The organism is Enterobacter sp. DC1 (assembly GCF_000568075.1).
Lineage (GTDB): Bacteria > Pseudomonadota > Gammaproteobacteria > Enterobacterales > Enterobacteriaceae > Enterobacter > Enterobacter asburiae.
The window spans coordinates 43,486-68,358 of record NZ_AZUA01000003.1; the positions used below are offsets into that span (position 1 = coordinate 43,486).

Genomic DNA, 24,873 nt, shown 5'->3' on the forward strand with positions numbered 1-24,873 from the left:
GAAGCAGAACGATCCCCGCAGCGGCGCTACGGGGAGAGGGGATTAGAGTTCCTGTTCGAACAGAACCAGAATGGCTTCGTGGAGATCTTTCACGGAGAAACCGCTAGCCGGTGTGGTAAAGATGGTGTCATCACCGGCGATAGTCCCGAGGATGCCTTCCGTTTTACCCAACGAGTCCAGCATGCGGGCAATCAGCTGCGCTGCACCCGGGCTTGTGTGGATTACCACGACGGCGTCGTTATGATCGATATCCAGAACCAGGTTTTTGAGCGGGCTGGAGGTGGTCGGCACGCCAAGTTCTGCCGGCAGGCAATAGACCATCTCCATCTTGGCGTTACGCGTACGCACCGCGCCAAACTTCGTTAACATGCGGGAGACTTTCGACTGGTTGATGTTATCGAAGCCTTGTTCCTGCAGCGCCTGAACAATTTCTCCCTGAGAACTGAATTTCTCTTCTTTGAGTAGCGCCTTAAAGGCCTTTACTAATTCTTCTTGCTTAGACGAGCTTCGCATAAGTCACCCGGAATATGACGATAGAAACAACATTATTATGCATGTGGATGAATTTTTATGCAAATTATCTACTCAGCGCCAGGCTGAAATAATGTTATGAAAGGGAGTGATTTTATCAGGTTTCGTTATCAGAAAACATGCCTGGGTCACGCCGCGCAAATAAGCTTAAAAGTAAATTAAATGTTATCAAAATGATGTTGTTTTGGTGGCAGGGCAGGGTGTATTGTAACCACCTCTTAAAGCGTTGCCCTCTGTCGTCAGATAGTCTTCTGGTGAGAGATAAAGTCGCGTGACCTCAAATTCTTTAGCTACGAAAATTGTAATTATTTACTTGCTGAATTATGGTCGCCGCAACGGATTTACAGATACTTAAGTTAACCATAATAAGGAGTTTAGGATGAAAGTCGCAGTCCTCGGCGCTGCTGGTGGTATCGGCCAGGCGCTTGCCCTACTACTGAAAACCCAACTGCCTTCAGGCTCAGAACTCTCCCTGTACGATATTGCTCCGGTAACCCCAGGTGTGGCGGTTGACCTGAGCCACATTCCGACTGCTGTAAAAATCAAAGGCTTCTCCGGTGAAGATGCACGTCCTGCTCTGCAGGGTGCCGACGTGGTGCTGATTTCTGCAGGCGTGGCGCGTAAGCCAGGCATGGATCGTTCAGACCTGTTCAACGTCAACGCGGGCATCGTGAAAAACCTGGTGCAGCAGATTGCAGAAATCTGTCCGAAAGCATGCATCGGTATCATCACTAACCCGGTGAACACCACCGTAGCTATCGCGGCAGAAGTGCTGAAGAAAGCGGGTGTTTACGACAAAAACAAACTGTTCGGCGTGACCACGCTGGATATCATCCGCTCTAACACCTTTGTTGCTGAGCTGAAAGGCAAACAGCCAACAGAAGTGGAAGTTCCGGTCATCGGCGGTCACTCTGGCGTCACCATCCTGCCTCTGCTGTCGCAGATCCCAGGCGTGAGCTTCACCGAGCAGGAAGTGGCTGACCTGACTAAACGCATCCAGAACGCGGGCACCGAAGTGGTGGAAGCGAAGGCGGGTGGCGGTTCTGCAACTCTGTCTATGGGCCAGGCGGCTGCGCGTTTTGGTCTGTCGCTGGTTCGCGCTCTGCAGGGCGAGAAAGGCGTTGTTGAATGCGCTTACGTTGAAGGCGATGGCGAACACGCTCGCTTCTTCTCTCAGCCGCTGCTGCTGGGTAAAAACGGTATCGAAGAGCGTAAATCCATTGGTACGCTGAGCGCGTTTGAACAACACGCGATGGAAGGCATGCTGGATACGCTGAAGAAAGATATCACCCTGGGCGAAGAGTTCGTTAACAAGTAAAACGAACCGTCTCCCGGTAAAAAAAACGGAGCTTATCGCTCCGTTTTTTTATGCCTGTCAGTTAGTGGCCGGGTATTCCTGAATCGTCACATGCAGCGTCAGTTTCTTATCGTTGCGCATGACCTCTACAGGGATGATAGAACCCGGGCGAATTTCTGCCACCTGATCCATCGTCTCCAGCGCGGAGACCGCTGGCGTGCCGTTGACCGACACAATGACATCGTTTACCTGAATCCCCGCGTTAGCCGCCGGACCACCCGGAGCCACCTCGTTAACCACGATGCCCTGAATCTGATCGATACCGCCGCCCTGGGTATGCATCGGCGCAATTTCGCGCCCGCCGATACCGATATAGCCGCGGATCACGCGTCCGTCGCGGATCAGTTTATCCATAATTTTGGTCGCCAGCTGGAACGGAATGGCAAAGCCGATCCCTTCCGGCGTCTCACCGTCGTTACTCTTATCGAACGAGAGGGTGTTGATGCCCATCAGCTCGCCCAGCGAGTTGACCAGCGCACCACCGGAGTTACCGTGGTTGATTGAGGCATCGGTTTGCAGGAAGTTCTGCCGCCCGGAGGGGTTCAAACCGATACGACCGGTCGCGCTGATAATCCCCTGGGTGATGGTCTGGCCCAGGTTGTAAGGGTTACCGATAGCCAGTACAACGTCACCAATATGCGGGGTACGTTTACGGTTGATCGGGATGACCGGCAAACCGCCCGTGGCGTTAATTTTCAGCACGGCCAGGTCGGTCAGGCTGTCAGATCCAACGAGTAACGCCTCAAACACGCGGCCATCCTGTAGGGCGACGATGATCTGGTCGGCATCGTTAATCACGTGCTTGTTGGTAATAATGTAGCCGCGCTCGTCCATGATCACGCCGGAGCCGAGGGTACGGATCTCCAGCTGGTTATGGGCTGAAGCATTCAGGCCACGGTTATAGACGTTAACCACGGCAGGTGCGGCACGGCGGACGCCCTGGTTATAGGTGGCCGGCGTTTCATCCGTGCTATCGAACTGGGGAGCCGACAGTTTATTGAACTGACGTAAAGACGGCAGCGCCAGCAGCAGCAGGCCAGCGACAATCAAACCGATGACAATAGAACGTAAGAGCTTTAAAAGCATGATGCGCGTGTCGTTAAAATAGGAACGATTTGCAGCATAACATGAGTTATCCGGACATCACACGCAGCGGTGATGTCCGGGTCGCAAATGCTTAGCGCAACAGAATATAGATGGACTCATTGCCACGCATGACCTGCAGGGCAATAACCGCCGGTTTACTTTCCAGCACCTTGCGCAGTTCGGCAATGGACTGCACGCGATTGCGGTTGACACCGATGATCACGTCATCCTGATGCAATCCAGCCTGTGCCGCAGGGCTGCTCTTCTCGACGGTGTCGATGCTAATGCCTTTCGTACCGTCCTTCAGCTGCCCATCGCTCAGCGTAGCCCCTTGCAGCGCCGGGGCGATAAGCTCCGCACTGGCCGAGGAAGAGGTGCTCTTATCCAGCGTCACTTCAACGTCAAGCGGCTTACCGTCACGTATCAGGCCCAGCTTCACTTTGGCGCCTGGCTCCGTTGTGGCAATCCGGGAGCGCAGTTCTGCAAAGCTGCTCAGCGGTTTGTCGTTCAGGCTGACGATCACATCACCCGATTTCACGCCCGCTTTTGCCGAGCCGGAGTTTGGCAGCACTTCACTGACAAACGCCCCGCGCTGTACGTTGATATTGAACGCTTTTGCGATATCCGCGCTCATCTCCATACCTTTAATACCCAGCAGCCCGCGTTTGACTTCGCCAAACTGAATGAGCTGTTGAGAGAGGGTTTTGGCCATATTGCTGGGGATAGCAAAACCGATCCCGATGCTGCCGCCGCCCGGGGCCAGAATCGCCGTGTTAATCCCAATCAGCTCGCCGTTCAGGTTGAGCAATGCCCCGCCGGAGTTACCACGGTTGATTGAGGCATCGGTCTGGATAAAGTTTTCCAGCCCTTCCAGATTGAGGCCGCTGCGCCCGAGCGCCGAGACGATCCCGGAGGTAGCGGTCTGCCCTAAACCAAAGGGGTTGCCCACGGCGACGGCAAAATCGCCGACGCGCAGTTTGTCGGAGTCCGCGATGGCAATCTGGGTCAGGTTGCTCGGGTTTTGCACCTGCAGCAGCGCGATGTCGCTCTGGTCATCGCCGCCGATCAGTTTGGCATCAAATTCACGGCCATCGTTCAGCTGGACGCTGATCTTATCGGCCTGGCTGATGACGTGATTGTTGGTCAGAATATAGCCTTTTGCCGCATCAATAATGACGCCAGAGCCCAGGCCTTCAAAAGGCTGTGCCTGCTGGTCCGGAGACTCATCGCCAAAATATTTTTTCAATTCTTCAGGGACGCGTTGGCTTTGTACTGCGGTGCCCTCAACCTGAACGCTGACGACCGCCGGCAACACTTTTTCCAGCATAGGCGCGAGGCTTGGAATGGCCGCCTGGCCAGGCACCTGGGAGGGAATGGCGGCAAATACAGGGACGGACGCCGAGAGAGATAACCCGACACTTAACGCGATAGCGCTCAACAGCTGGTTTTTTTTCTTCATCGATGTTGACTCTCGTAACCTGGAATAAAGGAAAAACGGCCCCAAAAACACGTTGATGTTATTGAATTTTAAACCGCTGAACAATGAGGTGTTTAACTAAATGATAGCTGGGGTCATCAGGAAAGGACGGGCGCAATCGCTGCGCCCGTAAAATAAATTCAGGTTGTGCGATTAATCGCGTTTTACACCGCCGCGCAGCAGGCCGGACGCGCCATCGGAATAGTCGCGAGGCATCTGAACGGGCGCCTGATCGTTACCGGCTTCAGAGTCAGCCAGACGGTTGCGGAACGGGTTGGTTTCCGCGGTCATTTCCGGCAGCAGGCTGCTGGAGCTTTTTGCCATATGTTGGTACAGCTGACGATAGTCGGTTGCCATGTTGTCCAGCAGCTCGGCGCTACGGGCAAAATGGCTGACCAGCTCTTCGCGATACTCTTCCAGCTCGGCTTTGTTCTTTTCCAGTTCGTACTGCAGTGACTGCTGCTGACGCAATTTGCGATTACCGAAACGCATGGCCACAGCACCGATGACGATGCCGACGACTAAACCGATTAGCGCATATTCCCAGGTCATGAACTTCTCCCGTTGTCTTGTTGTTCCGTAGGGTGTTGGCTCGGCTCCTGCCTGTGCCTGATAATGCCACTATAACCGCTATTTCTGCAGAAGTGGAATCCTGACGTATCATCGCGTAGTGTAGAACGGCCTTTTTTTCATCAGTCACGTCTGCTGGTGAGCGTTAATTGAAGGAATAACAATAAGATTATGCAAAACCTGTCCCCTGCATCGCGATATCAACTGGCCCTAAACGAGGGCACTCATCAGCCTGATGATGTTCAACGTGAGGCGGTAAACCGTCTGGAGATGATTTATCAGGAGCTCACGACAAAACCCGCTGAAGTCGAACAGAACGGTGGGCTAAAGGCGGCGTTTGGGCGGTTGCTCGGTAAAAAAGCGCCACAGGCTCACGCGCCGGTGCGCGGTTTATATATGTGGGGCGGGGTCGGTCGCGGAAAAACCTGGCTGATGGACATGTTCTATCTGAGTCTGCCTGGCGCACGTAAACAGCGTCTGCACTTCCATCGTTTTATGCTGCGGGTGCATGAAGAGCTGACCGCACTGCAGGGCAAAAGCGATCCGCTGGAGATTGTGGCCGACAGGTTCAAGGCGGAAACCGACGTGCTCTGCTTCGACGAGTTTTTTGTGTCTGACATCACCGATGCCATGCTGTTAGGCGGCCTGATGAAAGCGCTATTTGCCCGCGGGATCACGCTGGTGGCCACGTCGAATATCCCGCCGGATGAGCTCTATCGTAACGGCCTGCAGCGGGCACGCTTCCTGCCCGCCATCGATGCCATCAAGCAGCACTGCGACGTAATGAACGTCGATGCCGGTGTTGACTATCGTCTGCGCACGCTGACCCAGGCGCATCTGTGGCTTTCGCCGTTAAATGCTGAGACCACCAGCGAGATGGATACACTCTGGCTGGCGCTGGCGGGGGCAAAACGCGAGCACGCCCCGGAACTCGAGATTAACCATCGACCGCTGCCCACACTCGGCGTCGAAAACCAAACGCTGGCGGTCTCCTTTACGACGCTCTGCGTGGATGCCCGCAGCCAGCACGACTACATTGCGCTTTCGCGTCTGTTCCACACCGTGATGGTGCTGGACGTGCCGGTGATGACGCGGCTGATGGAGAGCGAAGCACGGCGCTTCATTGCGCTGGTGGACGAGTTTTATGAGCGCCACGTCAAGCTGGTGGTCAGCGCCGAGGTACCTTTATATGAGATTTACCAGGGAGAGCGGCTGAAGTTTGAGTTCCAGCGCTGCCTGTCGCGCCTGCAGGAGATGCAGAGCGAGGAATACCTGAAGCTGGAGCATATGCCGTAACAAATGCCCCCCTCTCCCGTGGGAGAGGGGCTGGGGGTGAGGGCACCAGACCGCACAATACCCACCCCCGAAAAACCCATTCCAAATCGCATTTAAGGGTCGATCTTTGACCTCAACTTCTCTATAATCTTGCGACCCCACGTTACGAGAAGGTTTTTTTCCCAAAACTTTCTATGTGTCGGCATGTGCTATTCGAAGGGGTAGGTTTGCCGGACTTTGTCGTGTGAGCCTCAACTGACTAAACGTTTGGGTGTTCACCAACGTGTAACTTATTTATTTGGGTAAGCTTTTAATGAAAACTTTTACAGCTAAACCAGAAACCGTACAGCGCGACTGGTATGTTGTTGACGCGACCGGTAAAACTCTGGGCCGTCTGGCTACTGAACTGGCTCGTCGCCTGCGCGGTAAGCATAAAGCGGAATACACTCCGCACGTTGATACCGGTGATTACATCATCGTTCTGAACGCTGATAAAGTTGCTGTAACCGGCAACAAGCGTACTGACAAAGTGTACTATCACCACACCGGCCACATCGGTGGTATCAAAGAAGCGACCTTTGAAGAGATGATTGCCCGCCGTCCTGAGCGTGTGATTGAAATCGCGGTTAAAGGCATGCTGCCAAAAGGCCCGCTGGGTCGTGCTATGTTCCGTAAACTGAAAGTTTACGCAGGCAACGAGCACAACCACGCGGCACAGCAACCGCAAGTTCTTGACATCTAATCGGGATTATAGGCAATGGCTGAAAATCAATACTACGGCACTGGTCGCCGCAAAAGTTCCGCAGCTCGCGTTTTCATCAAACCGGGCAGTGGTAAAATCGTAATCAACCAGCGTTCTCTGGAACAATACTTCGGTCGCGAAACTGCCCGCATGGTAGTTCGCCAGCCGCTGGAACTGGTTGATATGGTAGAAAAACTGGATCTGTACATCACCGTTAAAGGTGGTGGTATCTCCGGTCAGGCAGGTGCGATCCGTCACGGTATCACCCGCGCTCTGATGGAGTACGACGAATCCCTGCGTTCTGAACTGCGTAAAGCTGGCTTCGTTACTCGTGACGCGCGTCAGGTTGAACGTAAGAAAGTGGGTCTGCGTAAAGCACGTCGTCGTCCACAGTTCTCCAAACGTTAATCCATTCTGCTTACGCAGAACGATTGGCGAAAAACCCGCTTCGGCGGGTTTTTTTATGGATAATGCGCAGGTTATCCACAATATCCATGCATATATCTTCTCTTTTTCCACATTTCCAGAATCCCCTCACCACAAAGCCATCAAAATCTGGTAAACTATCATCCAATTTTCTGCCCAAATATCGGTGAATACTCGATTTTTGTTCGTTTCTTGAACAATGTGTTTTCTCTGGGATGGGCGATACAACATCTGGCTGGCCCCTGTTGGGCTGGTAGCAGTAAAAATTCTGAATATACCTGGAGGTTTTCATGGCTGTCGCTGCCAACAAACGTTCGGTAATGACGCTGTTTTCTGGTCCTACTGACATTTATAGCCATCAGGTTCGTATCGTGCTGGCCGAGAAGGGTGTCAGTTTTGAGATCGAGCATGTGGAAAAGGATAACCCGCCTCAGGATCTGATCGATCTCAACCCGAGCCAAAGCGTACCGACGCTGGTGGATCGCGAGCTGACCCTGTGGGAATCCCGTATCATTATGGAATATCTGGATGAGCGTTTCCCGCATCCGCCACTGATGCCTGTTTACCCTGTCGCGCGTGGTGAAAGCCGCCTGTACATGCAGCGTATCGAAAAAGACTGGTACTCGCTGATGAACGTTATCGTCAGCGGTTCCGCTTCTGAAGCCGACGCTGCGCGTAAGCAGCTGCGTGAAGAGCTGCTGGCTATCGCGCCTGTGTTTGGTCAGAAACCGTTCTTCCTGAGCGATGAGTTCAGCCTGGTGGATTGCTACCTGGCACCGCTGCTGTGGCGTCTGCCAACCCTGGGCGTAGAGTTCAGCGGTCCTGGCGCGAAAGAGCTGAAGGGCTATATGACTCGCGTATTTGAACGCGACTCTTTCCTGGCATCTTTAACTGAACCGGAACGTGAAATGCGTCTCGGCCGAGGCTAATGACTGTGGAAATGTCACAACTTACCCCACGCCGTCCTTATCTGCTGCGCGCCTTCTATGAATGGCTGCTGGATAACCAGCTCACGCCGCACCTGGTTGTGGATGTGACGTTGCCGGGCGTGCTGGTTCCTATGGAATACGCGCGTGACGGACAGATCGTACTGAACATTGCGCCGCGTGCGGTGGGTAACCTGGAGCTGGCAAACGATGAAGTGCGCTTCAACGCGCGTTTCGGCGGCGTGCCGCGTCAGGTTTCCGTACCTCTGGCAGCCGTGCTGGCTATCTACGCGCGTGAAAACGGTGCGGGTACCATGTTCGAGCCGGAAGCGGCGTATGATGAAGATGTTGCCAGCCTGAATGATGACAACGCATCCGATGAGCGCGAAAGCGACACGGTGATGTCACTTATTGATGGCGATAAACCCGATCGTCACGACGACAATGACCCTGATGACGATCCGCCTCCGCGCGGTGGTCGTCCGGCTCTTCGCGTCGTGAAATAAAAAACAGGCCCAATCGGGCCTGTTTTTTTACACTTCCAGGTAGTTCAGTATACCGTCAGCCGCCTTGCGGCCTTCGGCAATCGCCGTCACCACCAGGTCGGAACCGCGAACGATATCGCCGCCGGCGAAGATTTTCGGGTTGCTGGTCTGGAACGCGTTATCGCTACCTTCTGGCGCGATTACGCGGCCCTGTGAATCCAGCTCGACGCTGTGCTTCGCCAGCCACTCCATGCTGTGAGGACGGAAACCGAACGCCATCACCACGGCATCGGCCGGGATCACGTGTTCAGAACCGGCGACGATCTCGGCGCGACGACGGCCCTTCGCATCCGGTGCGCCCATCTCAGTGCGCGCCATCTTCACGCCGCTCACTTTACCGTTGGCGTTCACTTCAATACCCAGAGGCTGGATGTTGAACTGGAACTCCACGCCCTCTTCACGCGCGTTTTTCACTTCGCGTTTAGAGCCCGGCATGTTCTCTTCGTCACGACGATAGGCGCAGATCACGTGTGCCGCATTCTGACGAATGGAGGTACGCACGCAGTCCATCGCGGTATCACCGCCGCCCAGCACCACCACGCGTTTGCCTTCCATGCTGACGAACGGCTCATCGGCGGTTTCGCCGTAGCCCATGATCTGCTTGGTGTTGGCAATCAGGAACGGCAGCGCGTCGTACACGCCCGGCGCATCTTCGTTCTCCAGACCGCCGCGCATGGACTGATAGGTGCCCACGCCGAGGAACACGGCGTCATAATCCTTCAGCAGATCGTCGAGCTGCACGTCGCGGCCCACTTCCACGTTCAGTTTGAACTCAATGCCCATGCCGGTGAAGATTTCACGGCGACGGGTCATGACCTCTTTTTCCAGCTTGAAGGCCGGGATACCGAAGGTCAGCAGACCGCCGATTTCCGGATGGCGGTCAAAGACCACCGCCTTCACGCCGTTGCGGGTCAGCACGTCCGCACAGGCCAGGCCCGCCGGGCCCGCGCCGATGATGGCCACGCGCTTGTCGGTTTGCTTCACGCCGGTCATATCCGGACGCCAGCCCATCTCGAAGGCTTTATCGTTGATATAGCGCTCGATGTTGCCGATGGTCACCGCACCGAACTCGTCGTTCAGCGTACAGGAACCTTCGCACAGACGGTCCTGAGGACACACGCGGCCGCACACTTCCGGCAGGGTGTTGGTCTGGTGAGACAGCTCGGCGGCTTCAAAGATACGTCCTTCATTGGCCAGCTTCAGCCAGTTCGGGATGTAGTTGTGTACCGGACATTTCCATTCGCAGTAAGGGTTACCGCAGGACAGGCAGCGGTCTGCCTGCGCTTTGGCCTGGCCTTCTGAAAACGGCTCGTAGATTTCAACAAATTCAATTTTGCGGATCTTCAGCGGTTTCTTTGGCGGATCAACACGCTGCAGGTCGATAAACTGGTATACGTTCTGGCTCATCTAAATTCCTTACTGCGCCTGCACGCGCAGCTCTGCTGCGCTACGACTACGGTGACCCAACAGGGCTTTAACATCGCTGGACTTCGGCTTAACCAGCGCGAATTTCGCAGAGAACGCCGGCCAGTTCGCCAGGATCTCTTCGCCGCGCGAAGAACCGGTATGCTGCACGTGTTCGGTAATCAAACCGCGCAGGTGTTCTTCGTGAATGGCCAGCGTATCAACGTCCAGCACTTCCACCAGTTCCGGGTTCACGCGTTTGCGGAACTCACCGTCTTCATCCAGGACGTACGCAAAACCGCCCGTCATGCCCGCGCCGAAGTTCACGCCGGTTTTACCCAGAACGCAAACAATCCCGCCCGTCATATATTCACAACCGTTATCGCCAATGCCTTCCACCACGGTGATAGCACCGGAGTTACGCACCGCAAAACGCTCGCCCGCACGGCCTGCTGCGAACAGACGACCGCCGGTCGCGCCGTACAGGCAGGTGTTACCGATGATGCTGGCTTCATGGCTGCGGAAGGCTGAGCCGACCGGAGGACGCACCGCCAGCAGACCGCCTGCCATGCCTTTACCGACGTAGTCGTTGGCATCGCCGGTCAGGTACAGCTCAACGCCGCCTGCGTTCCACACGCCGAAGCTCTGACCCGCGGTACCGCTGAAGTGCGCGGTAATCGGATCCGCCGCCAGCCCCTGGTCACCGTGCGTTTGCGCGATGTAGCCGGAAAGGGAGGCGCCCACGGAGCGGTCGGTGTTGCGGATATCAAACCAGAACGTTTTGCTCTGCTTGTCGTCCACGTACGGCTTCGCCTGCTGCAGCAGCTGCGCGTTCAGCACGCCGTTATCGAACGGCGGGTTGTTCTCGGTGCAGTAGACCGCTTTGCCAGGGTGCGGCTGCGCGGTTTCCAGCAGCTTAGACAGCTCAAGCTTCTGCTGCTTCGCCGTGAAGCCTTCCAGCTCTTTCAGCAGGTCGGTGCGGCCAATCAGGTCCACCAGGCGTTTAACGCCCAGCTGCGCCATCAGCTCGCGGGTTTCGCGGGCGATGAACTCAAAGTAGTTGGTTACTTTGAACGGCAGGCCGTGATAGTGGTTCTTACGCAGCTTCTCGTCCTGGGTAGCAACGCCGGTTGCGCAGTTGTTCAGGTGGCAAATACGCAGGTACTTACAGCCAAGCGCAACCATTGGGCCGGTACCGAAGCCGAAGCTTTCCGCGCCGAGGATCGCCGCTTTGATGATGTCGAGGCCCGTTTTCAGGCCACCGTCCACCTGCAGGCGGATCTTGTGACGCAGACCGTTAGCCACCAGCGCCTGCTGGGTTTCCACCAGGCCAAGCTCCCACGGGCAGCCCGCGTATTTCACGGAGGAGAGCGGGCTTGCACCGGTACCGCCGTCGTAGCCGGCGATGGTGATGAGGTCCGCATAGGCTTTCGCCACGCCGGTGGCGATGGTGCCGACGCCCGGTTCGGAAACCAGCTTCACGGAGATCATCGCCTTCGGGTTGACCTGCTTCAGGTCGAAAATCAGCTGCGCTAAGTCCTCGATAGAGTAGATATCGTGGTGCGGCGGCGGGGAGATCAGCGTCACGCCCGGCACGGAATAGCGCAGTTTGGCGATGTAAGGGGTAACTTTATCACCCGGCAGCTGGCCGCCTTCGCCCGGTTTAGCACCCTGAGCGACTTTAATCTGGATCACGTCGGCGTTGACCAGGTACGCAGGCGTCACGCCAAAGCGACCGGATGCCACCTGTTTGATACGGGACACTTTGTTGGTGCCGTAACGCGCAGGATCTTCACCGCCTTCGCCGGAGTTAGAGTTGCCGCCGATGCTGTTCATGGCTTCCGCCAGCGCTTCGTGGGCTTCCGGGCTCAGCGCGCCGATGGACATCGCCGCGGTATCGAAGCGTTTGAACAGCTCGGATGCAGGCTCAACCTCGTCAATGCTGACCGCTTCATCGCCTGGATTGAGGGCAATGAGGTCGCGCAGCGTTGCCGCCGGACGGTTGTTTACCAGCTCAGCGTACTGCTGGTAATCACTGTATTCGCCGCTCTGAACCGCCTGCTGCAGCGTGCGCACCACGTCCGGGTTATAGGCGTGGTATTCGCCACCGTGAACGTATTTCAGCAGACCGCCCTGATCCAGCGGCTTACGTGCCAGCCAGGCGCGTTTGGACAGGTTCACCAGATCCTGCTGGAAGTCAGCAAAACCGGCGCCGCCGATGCGGCTGACCACGCCCTGGAAGCAGAGGTTGGCGACCTCGTCATGCAGGCCAACCGCTTCAAACAGCTTCGAACAGCGGTAGGAGGCAATGGTCGAGATGCCCATTTTGGACATGATCTTGTACAGACCTTTGTTGATGCCGTTACGGTAGTTCAGCATCACCGCGCGGTAGTCTTTGTCGATCGCGCGGGTATCCACCAGGCGTGCCAGCGTTTCGTAGGCCAGGTACGGGTAGATCGCCGTCGCGCCAAAGCCTAACAGCACGGCAAAGTGGTGCGGGTCGCGGGCGCTTGCGGTTTCCACAATGATGTTGGCGTCGCAGCGCAGGCTCTTATCGACCAGACGCGTCTGGATAGCGCCAACCGCCATCGGGGCTGGTACCGGCAGACGGTTTTTCGCGATATTACGGTCGGACAGCACCAGCAGAACGGTACCGTTACGCACCATCTGTTCGGCTTTGTCACACAGCGAATTCACCGTCTCTTCGAGGCTCGCTTCGGTCACGTCGAAGGTAATATCGAGCGTGTCGGCGCGGTAGTGCTCCTCTTTCATGGTGGTGAGCTGTTTGAAATCGGAGTACAGCAGGATCGGCGATTTAAAGGTCAGACGGTGCGCCTGGCCTTCTGCTTCGCAGAAAACGTTCATCTCGCGACCGATGCTGGTTGCCAGCGACATCACGTGCGCTTCACGCAGCGGATCGATCGGCGGGTTGGTCACCTGCGCGAACTGCTGGCGGAAGTAGTCGTAAATAATGCGCGGCTGGCTGGAGAGCACGGCAAACGGGGTATCGTCACCCATGGAGCCGACCGCTTCCTGACCGTTTTCACCCAGTACGCGAATAACAGAGTCCAGCTCTTCCGCGCTGTAGTTAAACTGTTTCTGGAAGCTCGCAAGCATATCGTCGTCCAGTTCGCGACGACCCACTTCTTCATCCGATAAATCTTCGAACGGCACGAGGCGACGCACGTTCTTCTCCATCCACTCTTTGTACGGATGGCGGCTTTTCAGATCGTGATCGGTTTCGGCAGAGTGCAGAATGCGCCCACCGCGGGTGTCGATAACCATCAGCTCGCCCGGGCCGACGCGGCCTTTCTCTACCACTTCGTCAGGCTGGTAATCCCAGATACCGACCTCAGAGGCGCAGGTGATGAGCTTGTCTTTGGTGATGACGTAGCGTGCTGGACGCAGACCGTTACGGTCCAGGTTACAGGCAGCGAAGCGGCCGTCGGACATGACGATGCCCGCCGGGCCGTCCCACGGCTCCATGTGCATGGAGTTAAAGTCGAAGAACGCGCGCAGCTCGGGGTCCATATCCGGGTTGTTCTGCCAGGCCGGTGGCACAAGCAGACGCATGGCGCGCACGATGTCCATCCCGCCTGCCAGCAGCAGCTCCAGCATGTTATCCATTGAGCTGGAGTCCGAGCCGGTTTCGTTCACGAACGGCGCGGCATCGTGCAGGTCAGGGATCAGTGGCGTCTGGAACTTATAGGTACGGGCGCGGGCCCACTGGCGGTTACCGGTGATGGTGTTGATCTCGCCGTTGTGCGCCAGGTAGCGGAACGGCTGAGCCAGCGGCCAGCGTGGAACGGTGTTGGTGGAGAAGCGCTGGTGGAACAGGCAAATGGCCGATTCCAGACGCAGGTCCGCCAGGTCCAGGTAGAAGCGCGGCAGATCAGCCGGCATACACAGACCTTTATAGATGTTCACCAGGTTTGAAAGGCTACAGACGTAGAACTCTTTATCGTCCTGGAGACGTTTTTCAATGCGGCGGCGGGCGATAAACAGACGGCGTTCCATATCACGTGGACGCCAGCCCGCAGGCGCGTTAACAAAAATCTGTTCAATACGAGGCAGCGAGGAGAGGGCGATTTCACCGAGCACCCCTTCGTTGGTTGGCACATTGCGCCAGCCGACAATCGACAGGGTTTCACGCTGAAGTTCTTCTTCGACGATGCGGCGTGAGGCGGCAGCCTTTTCAGGATCCTGGTTCAGGAACAGCATGCCGACAGCGTAGTTTTTGGCTAAACGCCAGCCGCGCTCTTCCGCCACGATGCGGAAGAAACGATCCGGTTTTTGCAGCAGCAGGCCGCAACCATCGCCCGTTTTACCGTCGGCAAGAATCGCGCCACGGTGCTGCATTCGGGCCAGTGCGTGAATAGCAGTACGCACTACCTTGTGGCTAGGTTCGCCTTCTATGTGGGCGATCAGGCCGAAACCACAGTTATCCTTCTCAAGGGATTTATCGTACAACATATCAGTGAACCTCCCCAGGCTCGTCGGGCTTCCCACTGAACTTTACCGTGGCGCACAGGCACAGAAAGAGCATGGCGACGGGGTTTGCGTTTCATACGCGGACCTCGCATTCGCCCTCTTTTTCATCCTTTCGCGCAGGTAAACAAGTTTGAGGACTTGCTTCAGAGGGAATCTCAATTACTGCATAAATATGATGAGCAGGCCGCTCATCCAGAAAGCTTCCAGCGGATTTCCAACTTATCGGGAATTGGTACACAGGTCAAATGGCAATCTTATTTATACAAAAATGTGCTAAAGAGAGTTTATCTGATTGTAATTAAAGGGTATTTAACTATTTTTACATTGATTGTATGCCCTGGCAGGACGCAGCGGAGTGTGATCTGACTCACTATATGAAAGCGGTATTATCAATGTAGCGTGCTGAATAGCAGTTTTATAGCAGAATAATAATCTGGCATTGGCTGCAAACCCGCATAAACCCACTGTTTTTCAGTGGTGGCGCTATAAATGAAAAAAACAATCAGAACATAAGGAAAAGTAATCACGGATAGCGTGAATGAAATTGCAGTAATCCTGAGTATTTATTCATATAGATAAAGGCCGTCCAGGGCGATTGATCCAGGTCATCGCCGACAGAGGCTAAAAGTGGCAGGCTTGTCCCCTTTCTCCGGGACGGTCTATCAGATTATGCAGTTACAGAAATTAGTCAATATGTTTGGTGGGGATCTTTTGCAGCGGTACGGGCAAAAGGTTCATAAGCTGACGCTGCACGGCGGGTTTAGCTGCCCGAATCGCGATGGCACCATCGGGCGCGGCGGCTGCACCTTCTGTAACGTAGCGTCCTTTGCTGACGAAGCCCAGCAGCATAAATCTATCGCGGAACAGCTCGCCCATCAGGCCAGCCTGGTGAACCGCGCTAAGCAGTATCTGGCCTATTTTCAGGCCTACACCAGCACGTGGGCGGAGGTGCAGGTGCTGCGCTCTATGTATCAGCAGGCCGTCAGCCAGGCTAACATCGTTGGGCTGTGCGTGGGCACGCGCCCGGACTGCGTACCGGACGCGGTGCTGGACCTGCTCAGCGAGTACAAAGAACAAGGCTACGAGATCTGGCTGGAGCTGGGCCTGCAAACCGCGCACGACAAAACCCTGCATCGTATTAACCGTGGCCATGATTTCGCCTGCTACCAGCGCACCACGCGCCTGGCCCGCGAGCGTGGGCTGAAGGTCTGCTCGCATCTGATTGTCGGCTTGCCGGGTGAAGGGCAGCAGCACGGCCTGGAGACGCTGGAAAAGGTGGTTGAGACCGGCGTGGACGGCATTAAGCTGCACCCGCTGCATATCGTTACGGGAAGCATTATGGCGAAAGCCTGGGAAGCGGGGCGGTTAAGCGGAATTGAGCTTGAAGACTATACGGTGACGGCGGGGGAGATGATTCGCCACACGCCGCCGGAAATCGTCTACCACCGCATCTCCGCCAGCGCCCGCCGTCCAACGCTTCTGGCACCGCTATGGTGTGAGAACCGCTGGACGGGGATGGTGGAAATCGACCGCTATCTGCAGGAGAACGGCGTGCAGGGCTCGGCGCTTGGCCGCCCGTGGATTCCCCGTCTACCGGCGACGGCCGCCTAATAAACTTCCCAGCATGCCGCGCACTATCTGATTGGTGACCTGTCGCGCCGCGCTTTTCGCCATGGTTTGTACCACGCCGTCGCGCTTGCCGCCGCGCGGCCCGGTGCTGCCGAACAGGATGTCTTTGAGCCCCCCGAGAATACCGTCATCCACGGCGACAGACTGCCCTTTAGCGGAAGGCGCATCCTGCGATTCGGTGGTCGCCTGCACCCCTTTTTGCAGCATCTCGAACGCGGACTCGCGATCCACCTCGTCTTCGTACTTCCCGTAAACCGGAGAGTGGTTAATCAGGCCGTTGCGTTCATCGTCGGTAACGGGCCCCATGCGCGAGCAGGGCGCGATCACCATGGCGCGTTCCACCACGGACGGGCTGCCCTTCGCATCAAGGAAGGAGATCAGCGCTTCACCGGTGCCCAACGCCTGAATCGCCGCTTCGGTATCAAAGGCAGGATTGGCGCGCATGGTTTGCGCGGCGGCTTTCACCGCTTTCTGATCCTTCGGCGTAAAGGCGCGCAGGGCGTGCTGCACGCGGTTACCGAGCTGGCCGAGCACGTTATCCGGGATATCCGACGGATTTTGCGAGACAAACCAGACGCCAACGCCTTTGGAGCGGATCAGACGAATGACCTGTTCAATCTTATCCAGCAATACCTGCGGCGCGTCGTTAAACAGCAGGTGCGCTTCGTCAAAGAAGAACACCAGCTTCGGTTTTTCCAGGTCGCCCGCTTCCGGTAATTGTTCGTAGAGCTCAGAGAGCATCCACAGCAGGCTGGCGGCGTAGAGCTTTGGCATCTGGTAGAGCTTCTCGGAGCTCAGAATGTTGATGATGCCTTTGCCGCTGCTGTCGGTGCGCATCCAGTCTTTGATATCCAGCATCGGCTCGCCGAAGAAGTGTTCGGCCCCCTGTTGCTCCAGGGTCAGCAACCCACGCTGAATGGCGCCCACCGAGGCGCTGCTGATATTGCCGTACTGGTTCTGGAAGGATTTGGCGTTATCGCCGATGTACTGGATAATGGCGCGCAGATCTTTAAAATCAAGCAGCAGCAGTCCCTGATCGTCGGCAATGCGGAAGATAATATTCAGCACGCCGGACTGCACGTCGTTGAGGTTAAGCAGACGGGCCAGCAGCAGCGGGCCGAGATCGGAGACAGTGGCGCGCACCGGATGGCCTTTCTCACCAAAGATATCCCACACCACCACCGGATTGTTATGCGGCGTCCAGTCTGTGATGCCAATATTCTTCAGCCGTTCGAGCAGTTTCTCAGAAGCCGTCCCTTCCTGAGCCACACCGGTTAAATCGCCTTTCACGTCAGCCATAAAGACCGGTACGCCAATCTCCGAAAGCGACTCCGCCAGCTTTTGCAGGGTGACGGTTTTCCCCGTCCCGGTCGCTCCGGTGATCAGACCGTGGCGGTTCGCCATCGCGGGCAGTAAATACAGCTCTTTTTCCAGCGTCCGGGCAATTAACAATGGTGTACTCATGATGCGCTTCCTCTCTTAGTCCTGGGTGGAGTATAGGCAACCTGACCGCAATTTGGTTGAGTAAATTCCTGACTTTGCGGCGCATTATCCAGCGCGGACTATGCTTTTGCATACGGTTCACAAAATAGTGGGAAACTATGTCCAGATTCTTCTTTAACGATCGCAAACAGCTGGTCAACGATGCCATTGAAGGCATACTGCTTTCTGCGCCACACGCAAACCTCGTCAAACTTGATATCGATCCGGCCATCAGGATCGTCGCACGCGGCGACTGGGACAAAAGCCGCGTGGCGGTGATCTCCGGCGGCGGCTCAGGCCACGAACCCGCGCACGCCGGGTTTGTCGGCAAAGGGATGCTGACGGCGGCAGTGTGTGGCGATCTGTTTGCCTCGCCGAGCGTGGATGCGGTGCTGAATGCCATTGTGGCGGTCACGGGCGATCGCGGCTGTCTGCTGATCGTCAAAAACTACACTGGCGATCGCCTGAACTTTGGTCTGGCGGCAGAAAAGGCCAAACGCTACGGACTCAAGGTGGAGATGGTGATCGTGGCGGACGATATCGCGCTGCCCGATAACAAACAGCCGCGCGGTATTGCCGGTACGGCACTGGTGCATAAGATTGCGGGCTATGCGGCGGAGCACGGGAAATCGCTGAGCGAGGTGCGGGAGATTGCGCAACAGGCCTGTGACAACCTCTGGAGTCTGGGCGTTGCAATGCAAACGTGCAACCTGCCGGGCAGCGACGAGGAAGAGGGGCGCATTAAGCAAGGCCACGTTGAGCTGGGGCTGGGCATTCACGGCGAGCCGGGAGCTTCCGTCGTGGATACGCAGAACAGCAAAGCCATTATCGACACGCTGGTGACGCCTTTACGCGCGCAGGCGGGAGAGGGGCGGTTTGCGGTATTGATTAACAATCTTGGCGGCGTTTCGGCGCTCGAAATGGCGCTGCTGACCAAAGAGCTGGCCCATTCGGCGCTGAAAGAGGAGATCGCGTACCTGATAGGCCCCGCGCCGCTGGTGAGCGCGCTGGACATGAAGGGCTTTTCGCTCACGCTGCTGAAGCTTAATGATTTCTTCGAAAAGGCGATTCACGCCGAGGTCGAAACGCTGGGCTGGCAGAAGCCCGTGGCGTTTGCGCCACTGCGCACCGTGGCGCATACCGCCATTCACGATCGCGTGGAATACACCCCGTCGGACAATCTGCGGGTGGGTGAATATGTTTCCTCGGTGACGAAAACACTGCTCCAGCTGGAAAACCGGCTGAACGCGCTGGATGCCAAAGTGGGCGACGGCGATACCGGCTCCACTTTTGCGCAAGGGGCGCGGGATATTGCGCAGCGTCTGGAGGATCGCGAGCTCCCGCTTGATAACGTATCGACGCTGCTGCTGCTGGTGGGCGAGCGGCTGGCCACGGTGATGGGCGGATCGAGCGGGGTGCTGATGTCGATCTTCTTCACCGCGGCCGGGCAAAAGCTTCACGATGGACAGCCGCTACCGGAGGCATTGCTCGGCGGGCTGGCGCAGATGAAGCAGTACGGTGGGGCAGATCTCGGCGATCGTACCCTGATCGACGCGCTGCAGCCGGCGCTGGAGGCGTTGCTGAAAGGCGATATCGAGGCAGCGGCGAAGGCAGCACAGCACGGTGCCGAAGCAACGGCGAAAATGGCGAAAGCCGGCGCGGGACGTTCGTCGTATGTGAATAAAGAGAATCTGGATGGGGTAATGGATCCCGGTGCGGTCGCGGTGGCTGAGGTGTTTAAAACGCTGGTGCAGTAGTTAAAATCGCCCGGTGGCGCTGCGCTTACCGGGCCTACAAAACCGTATCCAGGCCGGGTAAGGCGAAGCCGCCACCCGGCACTGTCACATCAAAAATCCGCTTTCAACACCACGCGGTAGCGGGCTTTGCCGTCACGCACGTGCTGGATCGCTTCGTTAATTTTCGACATCGGATACAGTTCGGTGGTTGGGGCCACTTTGGTGCGTCCGGCAAACTTCATCAGCTTGCGCAACTCAAACGGCGTACCGGTCGCGGAGCCTGACACGCTGCGATCGCCGCCGATCAGGGTAAACGCCGGAACCGGCAGCGGCTTCATTACGGCACCTACGGTATGGAAGTTGCCGCCGTAGGCCAGCGCTTCAAAGTACGGCTGCCAGTCGAGATCGACGTTCACGGTGTTGATGATCAGATCAAACTGCCCAGCCAGCGCGTTCAGCGCGTCAGGATCGCGGCTGTTAACGACTTTATCCGCACCCATCGCCAGCACTTCTTTCTCTTTCGCCGGGTTCGAGCTAAACGCCGTGACTTCACAACCCATCGCGTGCAGCAGCTTGATGGCGATATGGCCCAGACCGCCAATACCGATGACGCCCACGCGGCTGGTGGCGGTGATATGGTGCATCAGCAGGGGTTTGAAGACGGTGATACCGCCGCACAGCAGCGGACCGGCGGATTCGATATCAATGCTGTCCGGCAGCGGGATGACCCATTGCCAGTCGGCGCGCAGCTTGTCGGCAAAACCGCCCTTGTTCAGAATGGTGGGAACGGCGCCTTCGAGGCAGTTGATCTGATTGCCGCTGATACAGGCATCGCAGTGACCACAGCTGCGTGCCGTCCAGCCAATGCCCACGCGCTGGCCCACTTTCAGCCCTTTGTCCTGCGCGGCGCTACCGAGCGCCACGACGCGGCCAATGACTTCGTGCCCGGCAACCAGCGGATAGCTCGAGAAGCCCCATTCGTTGTCGATCATCGAGAGATCCGAGTGGCAGATCCCGCAGTAATCAACCTGTACTTCGACGTCTTCTGCTTTTAGTTCGCCCGCATCGTACTCGTACAGCTCAAGTTCTGCACCCGCCTGCGGTGCGGCGTAGCTTTTTATCTTCGACATCGTGTTTCCCCCGTTGTGGTGTGAACTGAGAGTGTAGAGCATTCAGTTTACAGTCGCTTAACAGAAGAGGGCAGGAACGAAAGTTACAGACTTTTCAGCATCCTGACTTCGCAATCAACGTGGCCGGTACAGCCCAGCGGCGCATCGATATGCTCAAAGCCCAGATGTTCATACAGGCCGATGGCCTCTTTGAGGAAAGCGGTGGTTTCAAGGTAGCAGCGGGTAAACCCCTGCTTGCGCGCGTGGTCCAGCGCAATCAGCGCCAGCTTTTTCGCCAGCCCTTGCCCGCGCGCCGTTGGCAGGAAATACATTTTCTGTAGTTCGCAGATATCCGGCTCGCTGCAGCTGAGGGGCGCCACGCCGCCGCCGCCCACAACCTGGCCGTTCTGCTCGATTACCCAGTAGGCATGCCCCGGCTGGCTGTAGAGCTGGAAAAGCTCGTCCAGATTCGGGTCCGCAACCGTGTAGCCTTTATCAGCCGTCAGGCCATATTCGGAAGAAACGGTGCGGATAACGGCGGCGATAGCCGGATTATCCTGCTCAGTGATCCGACGCATCGTCGTCGCGACGGGGGTAATCACGCTCATAGCATTACTCATAACAAAAATTGACACATAACTGCTGTTAATAGCACCGCAGGAAGGGGAGTGCAAGCGAGGAGTTTTCAGGAAGGATACCCCTTACGCCCTGAAGCGTAAGGGGTAAAAGCATTACAGGGCTGCGATAACCGCCTGCTGCTCGATCAGTTTGGTCTTCGCATCGGCGAAAGCAACCAGACGCTCACGCTCTTTCGCGATGACCGCTTCCGGCGCGCGGGCGACAAAGCCTTCGTTCGCCAGCTTGCTTTCGATTTTGCCAATTTCCGCGTCGACTTTCGCCACTTCTTTCGCCAGACGAGCCAGCTCAGCATCTTTGTCGATCAGGCCCGCCATCGGGATCAGCAGCTCGGCGCCGTCGATGATTTTGGTCACGGAAACCGGACCTTTGTCATCCGCAGGCAGCACGGTGATGCTTTCCAGACGTGCCATGGTTTTCAGGAAAGTGTTGTTCTCGGTGACGCGACGAACGGCAGCCTCGCTGCAGCCACGAAGCAGCAGCTCCAGCGGTTTGCCAGGGGCGATGTTCATTTCAGCACGGATGTTACGTACCGCAACGATCGCCTGTTTCAGCCACTCGGTATCCGCGGACGCCGCTTCATCAACCTTGGCCGCATCGAATTCCGGGAACGGCTGCAGCATGATGGTATCGGCGTTGATGCCCGCAATCACCTTCACGCGCTGCCAGATGGTTTCGGTGATGAATGGAATGACCGGATGCGCCAGGCGCAGCAGACCTTCCAGAACGGTAATCAGCGTGTTGCGCGTGCCGCGCAGTTCCGCCTCAGTGCCGCCGTTCATCACCGGCTTCGCCAGCTCCAGATACCAGTCGCAGAACTGGTTCCAGGTGAATTCGTACAGGATGCCCGCAGCGATATCGAAGCGGTAGCTGTCCAGCGCCTCGCGGAACGCTTTCACCGTCTGGTTGAATTCCGCCAGGATCCAGCGGTCTGCCAGAGACAGGGTCATTTCGCCGCCGTTGAAGCCGCAGTCCTGATCTTCGGTGTTCATCAGCACGAAGCGGCTGGCGTTCCACAGCTTGTTACAGAAGTTACGGTAACCTTCCAGACGCTTCATGTCCCAGTTGATGTCACGGCCTGTAGAAGCCAGTGCCGCCAGGGTGAAGCGCAGGGCGTCAGTGCCGTGAGACTCGATCCCGTTCGGGAACTGCTTCTCGGTGCGCTTGCGGATTTTCTCAGCCAGCTGCGGCTGCATCATGTTGCCGGTACGTTTTTCCAGCAGGTCTTCCAGAGAGATACCGTCAACCATGTCCAGCGGGTCAATCACGTTGCCCTTGGACTTGGACATCTTCTGGCCTTCGTCGTCGCGGATCAGACCGGTCATGTAGACGGTATGGAACGGAACCTGCGGCTTGCCGTCTTCGTCTTTGATGAAGTGCATGGTCATCATGATCATGCGGGCAATCCAGAAGAAGATAATGTCGAAGCCGGACACCATCACGCTGGTTGGGTGGAACTGACGCAGCGCGTCGGTGTTTTCTGGCCAGCCGAGGGTGGAGAAGGTCCACAGCGCGGAGGAGAACCAGGTGTCCAGCACGTCTTCGTCCTGACGCAGCGCAACGTCCGCGCTCAGGTTGTTTTCCTGACGCACTTCGTCTTCGCTACGGCCAACGTAAACGTTGCCTTCGTTGTCGTACCACGCCGGGATACGGTGACCCCACCACAGCTGACGGGAGATACACCAGTCCTGAATGTCGCGCATCCAGGAGAAGTACATGTTTTCGTACTGCTTCGGCACGAACTGAATGCTGCCGTTTTCAACCGCTTCAACAGCCGGTTTCGCCAGCACGTCGGCACGCACGTACCACTGGTCGGTCAGCATTGGCTCGATAACCACGCCGCCACGGTCGCCGTACGGCACGGTCAGATCGTGAGGTTTGATCTCTTCCAGCAGGCCGAGCGCGTCAACGGCAGCCACGATGGCTTTACGCGCGGCAAAACGCTCCAGCTTTTGGAACTCTGCCGGGATGTCGCTGGAGTAAACGTCGGATTCGTTGCCTTTGGTGTCGTACACTTCTGCGCTTTCGCGGATATCACCGTCGAAGGTCAGAATGTTGATCATCGGCAGGGCGTGACGACGACCGACTTCATAGTCGTTGAAGTCGTGCGCAGGGGTGATTTTTACGCAGCCGGTGCCTTTTTCCATGTCGGCGTGTTCGTCGCCCACAATCGGAATACGGCGGTTTACCAGCGGCAGCACCACGAATTTGCCGATCAGATCTTTATAACGCGGATCTTCCGGGTTAACGGCCACGCCGGTATCGCCCAGCAGGGTTTCCGGACGGGTGGTCGCGACCACCAGGTAATCTTTACCGTCGGCGGTTTTTGCGCCATCGGCCAGCGGATAGCGGATGTGCCACATGGAGCCTTTAGACTCGCGGTTTTCCACTTCCAGGTCAGAGATGGCGGTGCGTAGTTTCGGATCCCAGTTTACCAGGCGTTTGCCGCGGTAAATCAGGTCTTCTTTATACAGGCGCACGAAGACTTCTTTAACGGCATTGGACAGGCCTTCATCCATGGTGAAGCGCTCACGCTCCCAGTCCACGGAGTTGCCGAGACGGCGCATCTGACGGGTAATGGTACCGCCGGATTCCGCTTTCCACTGCCAGATTTTGTCGATGAACGCGTCGCGACCGTAGTCGTGGCGGGTTTTTCCTTCTTCAGCGGCAATTTTACGTTCAACCACCATCTGGGTCGCGATACCCGCGTGGTCAGTCCCCGCCTGCCACAGGGTGTTTTTACCCTGCATGCGCTGGTAGCGGATCATGGTGTCCATGATGGTCTGCTGGAAAGCATGACCCATATGCAAACTGCCGGTGACGTTCGGCGGCGGGATCATGATGCAGAAGGACTCTTTGCTTTCGTCGCCGTTAGGCTTGAAATAGCCCTGCTGTTCCCAGTGCTCGTAAAGCGGCTGTTCGATATCGCGTGGGTTATATGTCTTTTCCATTATTTCCAGGTTGCCGTATTCAGGTTAAAACCAGCCAGGCGGTACGCTTTATAGCGTTCGCGCGCCAGTTGTTTCAAAGATTCTTCGTAAGGGACAAAGTCTACCACTTCTGTGAAAGCGGTGGCAAAATCTGCAAAATCTATCCGCAGGCTAATCAGAATATCGCGCGCGCTGCTGTTGCGCTTTTGCGGCCAGGCAATTTCAACCGGTGCTCCACCGCGCGGCCCTTCGCCCGACAGGTTATGCGGGACAAAACTCTCCGGCGGGCGCGCCCACAGCGCCTCATCAAGGCGAATGGCCTGCTGTTCATCTTCACAGGCAATCAGAACGCGTTTACCTGCGCGCCAACGTTCTGCGGCAATTTCACACACCAGCTGTTCGACGGCGCTGAGGCCATCCTGATGGGTGTCGTTGTCCAGAAGGTAGAACGTTGCATTCTTCATATATGGGGCTTCTTGTCGTGGATTTAAATGCAAAGCCGGGTGGCGCTACGCTTACCC

General features: G+C 56.7%; 19 protein-coding genes. 8 read left to right on the plus strand and 11 right to left on the minus strand.

The annotated features are described in order from the left end of the window. Positions 1-42: 42 nt before the first annotated feature. The gene (gene argR / locus P346_RS11530; RefSeq protein WP_023309388.1) at positions 43-513 is read right to left on the minus strand and encodes a transcriptional regulator ArgR; all 471 of its coding nucleotides are present in this window, start codon (positions 511-513) and stop codon (positions 43-45) included. Positions 514-910: 397 nt separating this feature from the next. On the opposite strand from argR, the gene mdh reads away from it, so the two are divergent. Beyond that, on the plus strand, positions 911-1,849 hold the full coding sequence (gene mdh / locus P346_RS11525; RefSeq protein WP_023309387.1) for a malate dehydrogenase: 939 nt from the start codon (positions 911-913) through the stop codon (positions 1,847-1,849). A 57-nt stretch (positions 1,850-1,906) separates the two neighbouring features. Here mdh and degS read toward each other — a convergent pair whose 3' ends face one another. The 3 genes from degS to zapG all read right to left on the minus strand — a co-directional run bounded on the left by degS (position 1,907) and on the right by zapG (position 5,003). Next, positions 1,907-2,974 carry an outer membrane-stress sensor serine endopeptidase DegS gene (gene degS / locus P346_RS11520; protein WP_032659674.1) on the minus strand — a complete coding sequence of 356 codons (1,068 nt, stop codon included), beginning with the start codon at positions 2,972-2,974 and terminating at the stop codon, positions 1,907-1,909. Positions 2,975-3,065: 91 nt separating this feature from the next. Then, positions 3,066-4,433 carry a serine endoprotease DegQ gene (gene degQ, locus P346_RS11515; RefSeq protein ID WP_032659676.1) on the minus strand — a complete coding sequence of 456 codons (1,368 nt, stop codon included), beginning with the start codon at positions 4,431-4,433 and terminating at the stop codon, positions 3,066-3,068. A gap of 171 nt (positions 4,434-4,604) precedes the next feature. Beyond that, positions 4,605-5,003: a Z-ring associated protein ZapG gene (gene zapG / locus P346_RS11510; protein WP_008502832.1), complete on the minus strand. Its 399-nt coding sequence runs from the start codon at positions 5,001-5,003 to the stop codon at positions 4,605-4,607. A 189-nt stretch (positions 5,004-5,192) separates the two neighbouring features. Between zapG and zapE the strand changes: the two genes are divergently transcribed. The 5 genes from zapE to sspB all read left to right on the plus strand — a co-directional run bounded on the left by zapE (position 5,193) and on the right by sspB (position 8,896). Continuing rightward, positions 5,193-6,317: a cell division protein ZapE gene (zapE, locus tag P346_RS11505; RefSeq protein WP_032659678.1), complete on the plus strand. Its 1,125-nt coding sequence runs from the start codon at positions 5,193-5,195 to the stop codon at positions 6,315-6,317. Between the two features lie 292 nt (positions 6,318-6,609). Further along, positions 6,610-7,038, plus strand: a complete 429-nt coding sequence (gene rplM / locus P346_RS11500) for a 50S ribosomal protein L13 (protein WP_006178824.1) — start codon at positions 6,610-6,612, stop codon at positions 7,036-7,038. 15 nt (positions 7,039-7,053) lie between these two features. Next, positions 7,054-7,446 carry a 30S ribosomal protein S9 gene (gene rpsI / locus P346_RS11495; RefSeq protein WP_003860436.1) on the plus strand — a complete coding sequence of 131 codons (393 nt, stop codon included), beginning with the start codon at positions 7,054-7,056 and terminating at the stop codon, positions 7,444-7,446. Positions 7,447-7,754: 308 nt separating this feature from the next. Further along, positions 7,755-8,393: a stringent starvation protein SspA gene (sspA, locus tag P346_RS11490; protein ID WP_023333624.1), complete on the plus strand. Its 639-nt coding sequence runs from the start codon at positions 7,755-7,757 to the stop codon at positions 8,391-8,393. 5 nt (positions 8,394-8,398) lie between these two features. Continuing rightward, positions 8,399-8,896 (plus strand): ClpXP protease specificity-enhancing factor, encoded by a 498-nt coding sequence (gene sspB / locus P346_RS11485; protein ID WP_029740078.1) that lies wholly within the window; start codon positions 8,399-8,401, stop codon positions 8,894-8,896. A gap of 27 nt (positions 8,897-8,923) precedes the next feature. On the opposite strand, the gene gltD is transcribed toward sspB, so the two are convergent. Then, a complete protein-coding gene (gene gltD, locus P346_RS11480) occupies positions 8,924-10,342 on the minus strand; it encodes a glutamate synthase subunit GltD (protein ID WP_023309377.1) in 1,419 nt (472 codons plus the stop codon). Between the two features lie 9 nt (positions 10,343-10,351). Then, complete coding sequence (gene gltB, locus P346_RS11475) at positions 10,352-14,812, minus strand: glutamate synthase large subunit (RefSeq protein ID WP_032659681.1); 4,461 nt, start codon at positions 14,810-14,812, stop codon at positions 10,352-10,354. A 687-nt stretch (positions 14,813-15,499) separates the two neighbouring features. Between gltB and P346_RS11470 the strand changes: the two genes are divergently transcribed. Then, positions 15,500-16,441 (plus strand): TIGR01212 family radical SAM protein, encoded by a 942-nt coding sequence (locus tag P346_RS11470; RefSeq protein WP_152537858.1) that lies wholly within the window; start codon positions 15,500-15,502, stop codon positions 16,439-16,441. On the opposite strand, the gene P346_RS11465 is transcribed toward P346_RS11470, so the two are convergent. Continuing rightward, a complete protein-coding gene (locus P346_RS11465) occupies positions 16,421-17,923 on the minus strand; it encodes a helicase HerA-like C-terminal domain-containing protein (RefSeq protein WP_032659685.1) in 1,503 nt (500 codons plus the stop codon). The two genes, P346_RS11470 and P346_RS11465, sit on opposite strands and share 21 nt — an antisense overlap. A 137-nt stretch (positions 17,924-18,060) precedes the next feature. Here P346_RS11465 and P346_RS11460 point away from each other — a divergent pair, with 137 nt between their 5' ends. Beyond that, complete coding sequence (locus P346_RS11460; protein ID WP_032659687.1) at positions 18,061-19,698, plus strand: dihydroxyacetone kinase subunit DhaK; 1,638 nt, start codon at positions 18,061-18,063, stop codon at positions 19,696-19,698. 89 nt (positions 19,699-19,787) lie between these two features. On the opposite strand, the gene ahr is transcribed toward P346_RS11460, so the two are convergent. From ahr to holC, 4 genes are all read right to left on the minus strand, one after another. Continuing rightward, positions 19,788-20,807 (minus strand): NADPH-dependent aldehyde reductase Ahr, encoded by a 1,020-nt coding sequence (gene ahr, locus P346_RS11455; protein WP_032659690.1) that lies wholly within the window; start codon positions 20,805-20,807, stop codon positions 19,788-19,790. Between the two features lie 83 nt (positions 20,808-20,890). After that, a complete protein-coding gene (locus tag P346_RS11450) occupies positions 20,891-21,394 on the minus strand; it encodes a GNAT family N-acetyltransferase (RefSeq protein ID WP_032659692.1) in 504 nt (167 codons plus the stop codon). A 123-nt stretch (positions 21,395-21,517) separates the two neighbouring features. Beyond that, positions 21,518-24,373, minus strand: coding sequence for a valine--tRNA ligase (locus P346_RS11445; RefSeq protein WP_032659695.1), 2,856 nt, complete (start codon positions 24,371-24,373; stop codon positions 21,518-21,520). Further along, positions 24,373-24,816, minus strand: coding sequence for a DNA polymerase III subunit chi (gene holC / locus P346_RS11440; protein WP_008502815.1), 444 nt, complete (start codon positions 24,814-24,816; stop codon positions 24,373-24,375). The genes P346_RS11445 and holC overlap by 1 nt, the downstream gene beginning before the upstream one ends. Positions 24,817-24,873 lie beyond the last annotated feature (57 nt).